General features: G+C 75.0%; 8 protein-coding genes and 1 tRNA gene. 5 read left to right on the plus strand and 4 right to left on the minus strand.

Annotated features, from left to right (window positions below; translation table 11 throughout):
* Window positions 1–15 precede the first annotated feature (15 nt).
* From AB0E19_RS11090 to AB0E19_RS11100, 3 genes are read left to right on the plus strand one after another with little or no spacing between them, the layout of a single operon-like run.
* Window positions 16–891 (plus strand): FAD binding domain-containing protein, encoded by an 876-nt coding sequence (locus AB0E19_RS11090; protein WP_362176729.1) that lies wholly within the window; start codon window positions 16–18, stop codon window positions 889–891.
* On the plus strand, window positions 888–2,255 hold the full coding sequence (locus AB0E19_RS11095) for a (2Fe-2S)-binding protein (protein WP_362176733.1): 1,368 nt from the start codon (window positions 888–890) through the stop codon (window positions 2,253–2,255). Before AB0E19_RS11090 ends, AB0E19_RS11095 begins: the two co-directional genes overlap by 4 nt.
* Window positions 2,252–4,579, plus strand: a complete 2,328-nt coding sequence (locus tag AB0E19_RS11100; protein ID WP_362176736.1) for a xanthine dehydrogenase family protein molybdopterin-binding subunit — start codon at window positions 2,252–2,254, stop codon at window positions 4,577–4,579. Before AB0E19_RS11095 ends, AB0E19_RS11100 begins: the two co-directional genes overlap by 4 nt.
* A 15-nt stretch (window positions 4,580–4,594) precedes the next feature.
* Here AB0E19_RS11100 and AB0E19_RS11105 read toward each other — a convergent pair whose 3' ends face one another.
* The 4 genes from AB0E19_RS11105 to AB0E19_RS11120 all read right to left on the minus strand — a co-directional run bounded on the left by AB0E19_RS11105 (window position 4,595) and on the right by AB0E19_RS11120 (window position 10,284).
* Entirely contained in the window at window positions 4,595–6,676 is a 2,082-nt protein-coding gene (locus AB0E19_RS11105; protein ID WP_362176739.1) for a protein kinase, read from the minus strand.
* A gap of 49 nt (window positions 6,677–6,725) precedes the next feature.
* On the minus strand, window positions 6,726–8,903 hold the full coding sequence (locus tag AB0E19_RS11110; protein WP_362176743.1) for a protein kinase: 2,178 nt from the start codon (window positions 8,901–8,903) through the stop codon (window positions 6,726–6,728).
* A 4-nt stretch (window positions 8,904–8,907) separates the two neighbouring features.
* Window positions 8,908–9,831: a serine/threonine protein kinase gene (locus tag AB0E19_RS11115; protein ID WP_362176746.1), complete on the minus strand. Its 924-nt coding sequence runs from the start codon at window positions 9,829–9,831 to the stop codon at window positions 8,908–8,910.
* Between the two features lie 378 nt (window positions 9,832–10,209).
* Window positions 10,210–10,284 (minus strand) — tRNA-Cys (locus AB0E19_RS11120).
* Between the two features lie 308 nt (window positions 10,285–10,592).
* On the opposite strand from AB0E19_RS11120, the gene AB0E19_RS11125 reads away from it, so the two are divergent.
* Both AB0E19_RS11125 and AB0E19_RS11130 read left to right on the plus strand, forming a co-directional pair.
* Complete coding sequence (locus tag AB0E19_RS11125; RefSeq protein ID WP_362176749.1) at window positions 10,593–11,006, plus strand: hypothetical protein; 414 nt, start codon at window positions 10,593–10,595, stop codon at window positions 11,004–11,006.
* 37 nt (window positions 11,007–11,043) lie between these two features.
* Window positions 11,044–13,392: a hypothetical protein gene (locus AB0E19_RS11130; protein ID WP_362176752.1), complete on the plus strand. Its 2,349-nt coding sequence runs from the start codon at window positions 11,044–11,046 to the stop codon at window positions 13,390–13,392.
* The last annotated feature ends 22 nt before the right edge of the window (window positions 13,393–13,414 follow it).

Below are 13,414 nucleotides of genomic sequence, written 5' to 3' on the forward strand. Positions count from 1 at the left end.
GGAAGGGGCAGCGGGTTGACCACGCACGCACCACAGACGGCGCAGTCCGTGACGCTGCCCGCCTCGCTCGACGAGGCCGTGGCCGCGCTGACCGCCATGCCGGCGGCCGTCCCCGTCGCCGGCGGCACCGACCTCATGGCCGCCGTCAACCGCGGTCAGCTCCGCCCCGCGGGACTCGTCGGCCTCAGCCGCATCAACGAGATCCGCGGCTGGCAGTACCAGGACGGCCACGCCCTCCTCGGCGCCGGCCTCACCCACGCCCGCATGGGCCGCCCCGACTTCGCCGCCCTCATCCCGGCCCTCGCCGCCGCCTCCCGCGCGGCCGGACCGCCCCAGATCCGCAACGCCGGCACCCTCGGCGGCAACGTCGTCACGGCCGCCCCCACCGGCGACTCGCTGCCCGTCCTCGCCGCCCTGGAGGCCGACCTCGTCGTCGTCGGCCCGCTCGGCAACCGCGAGATCCCGGTCTCGCACCTCCTCGCCGGCCGTGACCTCCTCGCCCCCGGCGAGCTCGTCGCCTTCGTCCGGGTGCCGCTGCTGCACGCCCCGCAGGTCTTCCTCAAGGCCACCGGCCGCACCGGCCCGGCCCGCGCCTCCGCCTCCGTCGCCGTCGTCCTCGACCCCGCCCGGCGCGGCGTCCGCTGCGCCGTCGGCGCGGTCGCCCCGATGCCGCTGCGCCCGCTGGAGGCCGAGCGCTGGATCGCCTCCCTGGTCGACTGGGACAACGACCGGGCGCTCGCCCCGGAGGCGCTGACGGCCTTCGGCGAGTACGTGGCCGCCGCCTGCGTCCCCGATCCGCCGGGCGGGGAACAGCTGTCGCCCGCCGTCCTGCACCTGCGGCGCACCGTCGCCACTCTCGCCCGCCGGGCACTGGGGAGGGCCCTGTCGTGAACACCGGCAACAACGAGCCGAACGAGACCGTGGCACCCGCCGCGCCGGGCGGCTGGGAGCCGATCCCGCAGAGCGAGGGGTACGACGAGGGCGCGACCGCCTTCGTGCAGCTGCCGCCGGAGTTCATGCTGGACGGGATCCCGCTGGAGGCCCCCGGCCACGGCTACACGCCGCCGATGATCCTGCCGCTGCAGCCGCGCGCGGAGGGTGTGGAGTTCTTCGCGCCCGCGCCGGAGCCCGGGCCCGCGCCGGAGTCGTTGCCGCACGGGTACGGCGAGGACGGCGCGGGCGCGCCGGCGGCCCGGCCGTACATGGAGCAGCACGACCCGCACGCGACGGCGGAGTGGCACTTCGGCGCGACGGGGCAGTGGGAGGTTCCGGCGGAGGGGCTCCAGGAGTTCCCGGCGGAAGGTCTCCAGGAGTTCCGGGGGGAGGAGCTCCAGGAGCTCCACGAGTTCCCGGCCGAGCCGGTGGTGTCCGAGCCGGTCGTCCACGAGCCGGTGGTGTCCGAGCCGGTCGTGTCCGAGCCCGTCTCGTACGAGCAGGCCCCGCCGACCCTGCCGGGCGGTGCCCCGGCGCCGTGGGCGGTGCCGGACGCGATGGCGGAGCCCGTAGCCGAGGCCGTGCCGGAGCCGGAGCCGGAGCCGGAGTCCGAGCCCGAGCCCGAGCTCATCGAGGAGTCGGAACCGGAGCACGAGCCGGAGCTGATCGAGGAGCCGGAGTCCGAGCCCGCGCCCGAGGCGGTCGCGGAGCCCGCGCCCGAGGCGGTCGCGGCGGTGCCCTCGTACACCTCCGTCGACAGCGACGAGCACCCGCACACCTCCTACGTGCTGCGGGTCAACGGCGCCGACCGGCCCGTCACGGACTCCTGGATCGGCGAGTCGCTGCTCTACGTGCTGCGCGAGCGGCTCGGCCTCGCCGGGGCCAAGGACGGCTGCTCGCAGGGCGAGTGCGGGGCGTGCAACGTCCAGGTGGACGGGCGGCTCGTCGCCTCCTGCCTGGTGCCGGCCGCGACCGCCGCCGGGTCCGAGGTGCGGACCGTCGAGGGGCTCGCGGTCGACGGCGAGCCGTCGGACGTGCAGCGGGCGCTCTCCCGCTGCGGCACCGTCCAGTGCGGCTTCTGCATCCCGGGCATGTGCATGACCGTGCACGACCTGCTCGAAGGCAACCACGCCCCCACCCCGCTGGAGGCCCGCCAGGCCCTCGCCGGCAACCTCTGCCGCTGCTCCGGCTACAAGGGCGTGCTCCAGGCCGTGGAGGACGTCGTCGCCGAGCGCGCCGCCACCGCCGCCGAGCACGCCACCGCGGGCGAGGACGACGCCTCGGCCCGTATCCCGCACCAGCACGACGGAGGCTCGGCGTGAGCAGCGACGCGACGACCGCCATCCCCACCCTCCCCTTCGCGGAGGCCGCCGGGGCCGCGCCGGAACCCGAGACCCCGCGCCAGGGGCTCGGCGCCTCCCTCCCGCAGGCCGACGCGCGCGCCAAGGCCGAGGGCACCTTCCCGTACGCCTCCGACCTGTGGGCCGAGGGCCTGCTGTGGGCCGCGATCCTGCGCTCCCCGCACGCCCACGCCCGGATCGTCTCGGTCGACACCTCCGCCGCCGAGGCCATGCCCGGCGTACGGGCCGTGGTGACGGCCGCCGACGTGCCCGGCGCGGCCACCTACGGCCGGCGCGTCGCCGACCGCCCCGTCTTCGCCGACGGCCTGGTCCGCCACCACGGCGAGGCGATCGCCGCGATCGCCGCCGACCACCCCGACACCGCCCGGCTCGCCACCGCCGCCATCGTCGTCGAGTACGAGCTCCTGGAGCCCGTCACCGACCCCGAGAAGGCCTTCGCCGCCGAGGCCCTCCACCCCGACGGCAACCTGATCCGGCACATCCCGCTCTCCTTCGGCGACCCCGAGGCCACCGGCGAGGTCGTCGTCGAGGGCCTCTACCGGGTCGGCCGCCAGGACCCCGCCCCCATCGGCGCCGAGGCCGGACTCGCCGTGCCGCGGCCCGACGGCGGCGTCGAGCTGTACACCGCCTCCACCGACCCGCACACCGACCGCGACCTCGCCGCCGCCTGCTTCGGCCTCACCCCCGACCAGGTCAAGGTCGTCGTCACCGGTGTGCCCGGCGCCACCGGCGACCGCGAGGACCCCGGCTTCCAGATCCCGCTCGGCCTGCTCGCGCTGCGCACCGGCTGCCCGGTGAAGCTCACCGCCACCCGCGAGGAGTCCTTCCTCGGCCACGCCCACCGCCACCCCACCCTGCTGCGCTACCGCCACCACGCCGACGCCGAGGGCCGGCTGGTGAAGGTCGAGGCGCAGATCCTCCTCGACGCCGGCGCGTACGCCGACTCCTCCTCCGAGTCGCTCGCCGCCGCCGTCGCCTTCGCCTGCGGCCCGTACGTCGTCCCGCACGCCTTCGTCGAGGGCTGGGCCGTCCGCACCAACAACCCGCCGTCCGGCCACGTCCGCGGCGAGGGCGCGATGCAGGTGTGCGCCGCGTACGAGGCGCAGATGGACAAGCTCGCGGGCCGCATCGGCGTCGACCCGGCCGAACTGCGCATGCGGAACGTCCTGGCCACCGGCGACCTGCTGCCCACCGGCCAGACCGTCACCTGCCCGGCGCCCGTCGCCGAACTCCTCGCCGCCGTACGCGACTTCCCCCTCCCCGCCCTCCCCAAGGACACCCCCGAGGAGGACTGGCTGCTGCCCGGCGGCCCGGAGGGCGCGGGCGAACCCGGCGCCGTGCGGCGGGGCGTGGGCTACGCGCTCGGCATGGTGCACATGCTCGGCGCCGAGGGCACCGACGAGGTCTCCACGGCCACCGTCCGGGTCCTCGACGGCGTCGCGACGGTCATCTGCTCGGCGGTGGACACCGGTTCGGGCTTCTCCACCCTCGCCCGCCAGATCGTCCAGGAGACCCTCGGCCTCGACGAGGTCCACGTCGCCCCCGTCGACACCGACCAGCCCCCGGCCGGCGCCGCCACCCACGGCCGGCACACCTGGGTCTCCGGCGGCGCAGTCGAACGCGCCGCCAAGATGGTCCGCACCCAGCTCCTCCAGCCGCTGGCCCACAAGTTCGGCATGTCGACGGAGCTGCTCCAGATCAGCGACGGCAAGATCACCTCGTACGACGGCGTCCTCTCGACCACCGTCGCCGAGGAGATGAACGGCAAGGAGCTGTGGGCCACCGCCCAGTGCCGCCCGCACCCCACCGAGCCGCTCGACGAGTCCGGGCAGGGCGACGCCTTCGTCGGCCTCGCCTTCTGCGCGATCCGCGCCGTCGTGGACGTCGACATCGAACTCGGCGCCGTCCGCGTCGTGGAGATGGCCGTCGCCCAGGACGTCGGCCGGATCCTCAACCCGGCCCAGCTCGCCACCCGCATCGAGGCCGGCGTCACCCAGGGCGTCGGCGCGGCCCTCACCGAGAACCTGCGCACCGCCCGCGGCCTGGTCCGCCACCCCGACCTCACCGGCTACGCCCTGCCGACCTCCCTGGACGCCCCCGACATCCGCATCGTCAAGCTGGTGGAGGAGCGCGACGTCGTCGCCCCCTTCGGCGCGAAGGCGGCCAGCGCCGTCCCCGTCGTCACCTCCCCGGCCGCGGTCGCCGCGGCCGTCCGCGCCGCCACCGGCCGCCCGGTCAACCGCCTGCCGATCCGGCCGCAGGCGGCGGTCGCGGCGACCCCGTAGTCCCCCCCCGGGGCGTCAGGCCGTGGGCATCGCCACGATCCCGCCCCCGCTCACGAGGAAGACCCGGTTCCCGGCGGCGGCCATCGCCCAGGGGCCCGGGTCGTCCCGTTCGTAGGTCCAGAGGCGGTCCTGCCCGGACGCGGAGAAGGCCGAGACGCCGGCGTAGGAGCCGTTCCCCTCGACGATCCAGATCCAGTCGCCCTGGACGACCGGAGCCTGCCGCGACGGGGTGGGGTTGAGCAGGGGAGTGGTCCACCGGCGGGCCCGCCGGCCGTCCTTCGCGTACCGGTACACCAGGCCCTGGCAGGTGGCCGTCAGGCCGTGCGCGTCGAGCACCGGCGGTCCCCAGTCGCCGGCCCCCCGCTCCGCCTCCCAGCGCACCGCGCCGTCCGCCAGGGCGAAGGCCGTGAGCCCCGGACCGCCGGTGTACAGGGTGTCGCCCTCGACCGCCGGCTGGAGCGCGCCGTTCTGCCCCGAGACCTCCCAGGCGGTCCGGCCGTCCGCCGTGTCCAGGACGGTCAGGGAGCCGTCCGTGCCGGAGACCGCCAGCCGGCCGGGGCCGACGGCGGCCAGCGGACCCGTGGTGTCCCTCGGGTCCTCGCCCGAGTCCACCGTCCACCGGATCCGCCGCCCCGCCGTGTCCACGGCCCGCAGCTTCCCGCCGGTGGTCAGGAAGTAGATCCCCTCGGGCGCGGCGGCCAGCAGCAGCGCGACCTCCGCCCCCGGCACCGACCAGGACTCGGCGCCGGTCGAGGCGTTCCGCACGGAGAGCCCTCCGGAGGCGTCGGCGCACACGAACTCGTCCTCGTTCACCGGGAGATGGCCGGCCCGGGGGGTGAGCTCCGGCCGGGCCCACTTCATCGAACCGTCGACCACCCGCAGCGCGACGAGTCCGCCGCCCAGGGCCGCGAGGACCACCACGTCGCGCAGGACCACCGGCGTCGGGACGTGCCCCGTGGAGGCCATGGCCAGCGGTCCCCACAGCGGCGCCGGAGGGGTGCCCGCGCTCTTCCCCTCCAGGAGCGCCGCGTCCGGCGCGTCGCCCGCCGCCGCCGTGTCCGCCTCCTCCCGGCCGCGCAGCCACCAGGCCGTCCCGCCGCCCCCGGCGAGCAGCAGCGCGCCGCCCGCGCCCGCGGCGGCGAGGACGCGCCGCCGGGTCGGGCCGGTCGGCCCGGCGTCCTCGGGCGCCGCCACGACGATGCTCCCGGTGAGCCGGCGCACCTCCCGCTCCCGCCGCTCCGCCTCCTCGTGCAGCGGCCCCCGCCGCCAGGCGTTCCTCGCCCTCCGGCCCCCGGAGCCCGCCGGCGCGAACGCCCCGGCGATCTGCGCGGGCGTGGGGCGCAGCGCCGGATCGTGCCGGAAGCAGGGGGTGACCAGCGGGTGCAGCGCGGCCGGCAGCCCGCCGAGGTCCGGCTGCTCGTGCACGACGGCGTACTGCACGGCCGCCACGTGCGGCCCGTCGTAGGCGCGCCGGCCGGTGGCGGCGTACACGAGCACCGCGCCCAGCGAGAACACGTCGGCGGCGCCCGTGACCCGCCGGCCGAGGACCTGCTCGGGCGCGCCGTAGCCGGGGGTGACGGGGGTCTGGCCGGTGGTGGTGAGGGTGAGGCCGTGCTCGGGTCGGGCGATGCCGAAGTCGATCAGCCGGGGCCCTTCGGCGGTGAGCACGATGTTCGCCGGCTTCACGTCCCGGTGGACGAGTCCGGCCGCGTGGACGTCGCCGAGCGTCCGGGCGAGCGCCGCCGCCAGGAGCCGTACCGTCGGCTCGTCGAGCGGACCGTACCGGGCGACCGCCTCTTCGAGGGTCGGCCCGGGCAGGAACTCGGTGGCGATCCACGGCCGTCCGCCCTCCACCTCCGCGCCGAGGACCCGTGCCACGCCGGGGCTCTCGACGGCCCGCGCGGTGTGCGCCTCGCGGACGAAGCGGCGGCCGAGGTCCTGGTCGTGGGCGAGTTCGGGGCGGAGCACCTTCACGGCGGCGGGCCGGCCGTCCCGCCCGGCCGCGAGGTACACCTTGCCCATGCCGCCCTCGCCGAGCACGCCGACGAGGCGGTACGGCCCGAGCCGGAGCGGGTCGCCGAAGCCGAGGGGGTTCACGGGCGGTCACGTCCTGTCGTCGAGGGGCGGGGGGTGCGGAAGGGGCGGGTCACGCCAGGGGCAGGGCGATGAGGGACCCGGCGCCGACGCCGAACATGCGCTGCCGGTCCGGGAGTCCGACGACGTGGTCGGCGTCCGTCCGGTACACCCAGGCCCGGCGGCGGGTCTCCAGGTCCACCGCGGTGAGGCCGAGCCGGGACCGGTAGAACAGGTGCCCGGGGCCCAGGACCAGGGACTGCTCCGGAACGGACACCGGCGGGTTGTCCTGCTGCGGGGCCTCCTGCCACAGCGGCTTCCCGGAGTCCGCGGCGACGGCGAACGCCCCCGCGCGCGCCACCGAGTACAGGGTGCCGTCGCGGAGCTCCGGGGAGGCGTACGTCTCCAGTCCTCCACCGCTCACCCGCCACGCCTCGCGCCCGTCGTCGAGCCGGTGGGCGACGAGGTCGAGGCCGCCGGAGTAGACGTGGGTGCCGTCCAGGCAGATGCGCTCGGGCGGCAGGGCGAGCGGCTGCTTCCAGCGGACGGCGCCGGTACGGGCGTCGCGGACGACGAGCAGCACCCGGCCTTCCCCCAGCGTGTCGGCGGTCCACTCGACGGCGACGAGCCGGCCGTCGCGGACCGCCGCGGCCGTCACGGGCGGGACGTCCTCCCGCGCCGGCTCGACCGGCCGGGCCCGCCACAGCTCCCGGCCCGTGCGGAGGTCGACGGCGACGACGAGGGTCTCGCCGAGGTCCGCGCGGGTGCCGGTGGCGCCCCCGAGGTACAGGATCCCGTCGGCCGCGCACAGCAGCCGGGTCGCCGCCAGGTTGGCGTTGAGGCCCCGGACCGGGACGCCCGGCCGGCGGAGCGCGTACCGGCCCGTGTCGATCGCGTGGACGGCGAAGCCGTGGTGGTCGTCCTCCGGCTTCCGGGGGACGGCGTACACCTCGCGCCCGTCGGTGGCGAGCGCCCGCCAGGTCGTGTCGACCGTGCAGACGCCCGTCGTCGTGCCCGACGTCACGTCCGTGAAGGCGACGCCGAGCCCGGCGAGGACCGCGACCCGGTCGCCGGCGACCAGCGGGAAGGAACGTTCCTGGTAGGTCCGGGGCACCAGCATGTCGGTGCTCCAGAGCGAGTCCGGGGCGTCGCCGAGCAGCGGGGCCTTCGGCAGCCGGTCGCCGGCCGGCCCGCCGGCGTCCCGGGTCGCCGCCCAGAAGGCGACGCCCGCGCCGGCCGCGGCGAGGCCGCCGCCGAGCGCGAGGAAGCGGCGCCGGGAGGGGCGGGGCGGATCCGCGGGGCGGAGGGGCGCGGCGGTGTGGGTCTCCGCCGCGTACGGGTCCTCCGCCGGCGCCTGGAGGCGGTCCGGGGCCGGCAGCCAGACGTCGGTGGCCCGGCGCGCGATGTCGGCGAGCACCACGGGCGGCAGGTGGTCGGCGAACTCGCCCCGGCCGTCGTGCAGTCGCCCGATGAGCGCCGCCGTGGTGGGGCGGGCCGCCGGGTCCTTCGCCAGGCAGGCGGCGAGCAGGGGGTGGAGCGACGGCGGGAGTCCGGACAGGTCCGGCTCGGCGTGGCGCACCCGGTAGAGGAGGTCGGCGGGCGCGCCCGTACCGAACGGGCCGTGGCCGGCGGCCGCGAAGAGCAGCACCCCGGCGAGCGCGAACACGTCGCCGGCCGGGGTGTGTTCGAGACCGCCCGCCTGCTCCGGGGACATGTACGCGGGCGTGCCGGCCGCCGCCCCCGTGCGGGTCATCCGGTCGTCGCCGGCCGCCCGGGCGATGCCGAAGTCGATGATCTTCGGCCCGTACGCGGTGACCAGCACGTTCGAGGGCTTCAGGTCCCGGTGCACCACGTCCGAGGCGTGCAGCTGCCCGAGCGCCCCGGCGAGCGCGGCGCCCAGCGCCCGGACGGTCGGCTCCGGCAGCGGCCCGCCGAGCCGCACCGCCGTGTCGAGCGGCGGCCCGAGCACGTACTCGGTCGCCAGCCAGGGCGTCTCCGCCAGCGGATCGGCGTCGACGACGGCCGCGCCGTGCCGCCCGCCGATGATCCGCGCCGCGTCCGTCTCCAGCCGGAACCGCCCCCGGAACACCGGATCGGCGGCGAGCCGCGCGTGCAGCGTCTTCAGCGCGACGACCCGGCCACCGGGGGACCGGCCGAGGTACACCGTCCCCATGCCGCCGGAACCGAGACGGGCGAGCAGCCGGTACGTACCGATCGCGGCGGGATCGTCGTGGGCGAGGGGCGACAGCATGGCTTCAGATCCGAGGAGTGGAGGGTGCGGAGGGGAGGCCGGCGTCGGGGAGCTCGACCGCGAGGAGTTCGGCGGACTGGCGGGCGAGGGCGGCGACCACCCGGCCGGGCAGCCGGCCGGGCGCGAGCAGGGACGAGGCGGAGTCCAGCACGGTCGCGTGCCGGGCGGGCGGTGCGAGGGCGGACAGCAGGGCGGCGGCGGTGGGCCGGTGCGCGGGATCGCGGGCGAGGCAGGAGAGCACCACGGAGCGGAGGGCGGAGGGGAGTTCGGCGCCCTCCGGGGCGGTGTGGCCGGTGGCGGCGTACGCGAGCACGGCGCCGAGCGCGAAGACGTCGCCCGGAGGGCGGGGCCGCCCGCCGGCGGCCTGCTCGGGCGCGAGCGCGCCCGGGTCGAGCCCCGGAAGCCCGGCGCGCGGCACCCCGTCGGGCCCGGCGGCCCGGACGGCTCCGTGACAGGTGAGACGGGGCCCGTCGGCGGTGAGGAGCACGGCGGCGGGGGAGACCCCGGCGTGCGTCACCCCCTGCGCGTGCGCGGCGGCGAGCCCCTCGGCGAGCGCCGCCCCGACCGCCCGCACGGTCGCCTCGGGCAGCGGCCCGCCATGGACGGCGAGGGCGACGGGCAGCGGCAGCGCGGGCCGGAACGGAGCCGCGTACCAGCCCTGCCGCTCCCCCGAGACCTGCCGCACCGGCTCGAACCAGGGCGCGGGCAGCAGCCGCGCCGCCTCCGCCTCGGCGGTGAACGCGACCGGATCGCCCTCGGGCAGCGCCACGCTCAGCAGTACGGTCTCCCCGTCGGCGCCGCGCGCGACGAACCGCCGGCAGGGGAGGACGGGGGAGCCCGGCGGATCGAGCCGGGTGATCAGCCGGTACGGACCGATGCGTCCCGACGCCCCGGCACCGGGCACCTCGTGCGCGCGCGCCGTCCCCACCTGTGCGTCCCCCCGCCGTTCCCGCTGCCCGTTCCGGCTGCCCGTTCCCGCTGCTTGTTCCGGCCGCCTGTGACGGCGGCGGGACGAGCCTACCGAGGAGAGGGAACGGCCCCGGCGCCAGTCCGCCGCGATCTCCGTCCGCGAGGTCGACGGAAAGGTCGACGGAGAGGCCGACGGAGAGGCCGACGGAGAGGCGACGGCCCTAGCCGTCCGGGTCAGGAGCGCGGCCGGGGGGGGATCGTCCGAACCGGCACCCGCCCCGAGGGCCCGATGAACACGAGCCGGGCGAAAACCCCACGACTGCCTTGGAGCAGTGGAGCAGTGGAGCAGTGGAGCAGTGGAGCAGTGGAGCAATGGAGAAGTGGAGAAGTGGAGAAGTGGAGACCGTGGTCGGATTCGAACCGACGTCACTCGCTTTGCAGACGAGCCCCTGAACCACTCGGGCACACGGTCGTGTTGGTGTGGCGACAACGACGACGTTAGGGGGCCCCGGGGGAGGGCTCAAGGGGGATCGGGGTCGTGCCACGGGACTGCAATGCCGCTGCCACACGCCGTTCACGGAACGGGGAGCGGACTTGATGAACTCGGTGCGAGGGAGGGTGGCTGATAGCGGGAGTAAACGTTCCGGCGGATGCAGGGAAAGCCCTGTTGGGGCGTGGAGGCCTGGAATTCCTTACCCGGCCGGATTTCGACGCGTACGTCTGTACGTCCCTGTGTGCGTGCGTAAACTCCGGAGCCTCACTGGTGGACGGGGGGACGACGTGTCGTTCGAGGACGAGTGGGCCACGGCGAAGGGTGCGGCCGCGATGCGGCTCAACCAGGCGCCGAACGACCCGGGGCGCTGGAGTCCCGGCGTCGACCTCTCCGTGAAGCAGGACCATCTCGGTGCGATCGGGCACGCCGCGTACGAGCTGCACGGCCGGCTCGCGAAGGACGGGAACCATGCGCGGATGGACGGCTACGAGGCGGCCACCGAGCTCTCGGCCCACGGGTTCCGTACGGGAGCGGCCCTGACCACCGTCCAGGAGACCTGGGGCTTCCAGCTCCGCACGCTGCTGCACGCGGTCGCGCACATCTCCAACCACCTCGACTACAGCGTGTCCTCGCACGCGAAGGACGACGTGGAGATCGGCGCCTCCCTCTCCGTGTCCAAGATCAGCGAATACTTCAAGTAGGGGACGGGACGGACGGACGGTGCTCACTTTTGACAACGTGTACCACGCGCCCCTCGGCAAGTTGAAGGACGCGACGGACCGCTGGGCCGAGACGAAGCGCAAGCTGGACGAGCTCGCCGAGGACGCCCGCCGCACGATGGCCGACCAGACCAGGGCGGAGGACTGGCGGGGCCTGAACGCCGTGGTGACGAAGCCGTTCATCGACAAGACCGCGCAGGAGTTCAGGGACGCGGCCAAGGCGGCCGACGGAATCCGCAAGATCCTGCAGGACGGCTACGACACGTTCAAGCAGGCCCAGGGCGAACTGAAGAAGATCGTGGACGTCGAGGCGCCGGGGCAGGGGCTCGTCGTGAAGGCCGACGGGACGGTGGAAGTCCGTCATTCAGTGATGGAGGACACCACTGCCCGCAACGATCCGGAGTTCAACCAGGCTCTGCGGAACGAACGGGCCAGGATCGAAGCCATGAAGGAGCGCATCAAGGCCGTCGTCGATCGTTGCGACGACGCCGACGTGGCATGCGCGAACGCCCTGCGCGCCAACATCACGGGCGATCACCACAACTTCAGCGCTCCGAAGTACGGCAGCCTGGACGCCGAGGAGGCCGCCCGGGCCGCCGAGCTGGCCCGGAAGGGCCGGAACCTCACGCACGCGGAGCTGGAACAGCTCAACGAACTGCTCGCCGACAACCAGAAGGTGGGGGAGTTCTCCCGTACCTTCTACGACCGGCTCGGCACCAAGGGCGCGCTGGAGTTCTACGGCGATCTGGCCTCCGACACCGGCGGACAGGGCTCGGGCGAGCGGGACAAGGAGCGCCTGGCGGACGTCCAGGCCCTCCAGAAGAACCTGGGCCTCAACCTCGCGAACGCCACGCGCGGGGACGAGGGATGGGCCAAGGAGTGGTCGGCCGAGATGCGCAAGCTCGGCACCGAACGGCTCCCGCTCCCGTCACGTCCCGATGGCACCGGCCCGTACGGCTACCAGCTGCTCGGCGGCATCCTGCGGTACGGCGACTACCACCCGAAGTTCCTCGTCCCGATCGCCGAGCACGTCACCCAGCTCCACGTCAAGGAACCGGACCTCTTCAACCCCGACGGCAAGATGATGGGCCCGAGGTACCAGAACACGTACAACCCCTCCGGAGGCAATGGGCACGGCTACGACCCGGTGCTCCCCGTGCTGGAGGCGCTGGGGCACAGTCCGGAGGCGGCGAAGCAGTTCTTCTCGGCCGATCCGACGTCGTACGAGAGGGACGGGAGCGCGGGCGGGACGCTGGACCTGGGGAAGGACAAGGGCGGTGTGGACATCAAGGGCTATCTCGACGTCTTCGCCAACGAGAAGTACGCGTCCTTCTCGGACCACGTCACGGGGGACGACGCCTCGAAGGCCAAGGACTACATGCCCGACGCGCTGGGGCACGCCCTGGAGGCGGCGACCCTCGGGCACGCCTGGGACGACGCGAGTGCCGGGCTCCACCGGGACGCGACGACGGCCGAGATCATGGCGGACGTCGTGGAGACGTACGGGGGCGATGCCGAGTTCGTCAAGAAGCATCACTCGGCTCTGGCCGACAGCCTGGGCACCATGGGGGCCGGATACGTCGACGACCTGAACTGGGCGCTGAACGACAACAAGCCGGACTCCCCCTACGCGCCCGATGTCGAGGGCAAGTCGCTGAAGGACACCTCCGACATCTGGGCGAGCCACCCCGAGTTCGGCGGGAGCGGCGCGACCGATTTCCTGAGCGTCCTGGGCCAGTACCCGGACGCGTACGCCACGATGTCCACGGCAGACCGGCTCTACACCGCGAGCATGCTGGAGGCCCAGGTCGGAGCAGATGGACGGATCGACGGGCCAGGAGCCCGGGAGGTCGCGCGCACCGGGGCCCATCTTCAGGGGGTCCTCGACGAGTCGCGTGCGGGGCAGATCAAGGCCGAGGGTGAGAAGGCCATCGAGGACTACGAGAGGGCGCAGGAGGAGCGCGGCGCGTGGGTGCAGTTCGGAGCGACCGCCGCCATCGCGGCGGGCGTCGCCTTCGTCCCGGCCACCGCTGCCGCTGCGGGAGCCGCCGCGATCCTCGTCCCGCTCGCGGTCGACACGGGCGCGGGGGCCATGGAGACGCTGGCCGGCGTGGTCGTCGGCGACTGGTCCGAGAAGGCCAAGGAGGACCACAAGGACGCCACGGAGGACGGGGTCGCCGAGGACAGGAAGGCCGTCTACACGGCCGGCAGACACAGCGCCGAATCTCCGATGGAACACTTCGTCGCGCACCACAGGAACCAGGTGAGCGGAGACCTCAGGCAGGACCTCATCGAGGCCGTGGACGGTGGCTACGCCAAGGGCAACTCGCTCGCCGGACAGGTCGGCCACGGAGCGGAGACGGGGTGATCACGTGAGACTGCCGGGGATT

The sequence above is a fragment of the Streptomyces sp. NPDC047974 genome (genome assembly GCF_040653375.1).
In the GTDB taxonomy this organism is placed as follows: Bacteria; Actinomycetota; Actinomycetes; order Streptomycetales; family Streptomycetaceae; genus Streptomyces.

Excerpts from the sequence above, each read along its gene's own strand:
- AB0E19_RS11110 (WP_362176743.1), bottom strand. The coding sequence starts at position 8,903 with ATGCTGTCGCCCCTCGCCCACGACGATCCCGCCGCGATCGGTACGTAC.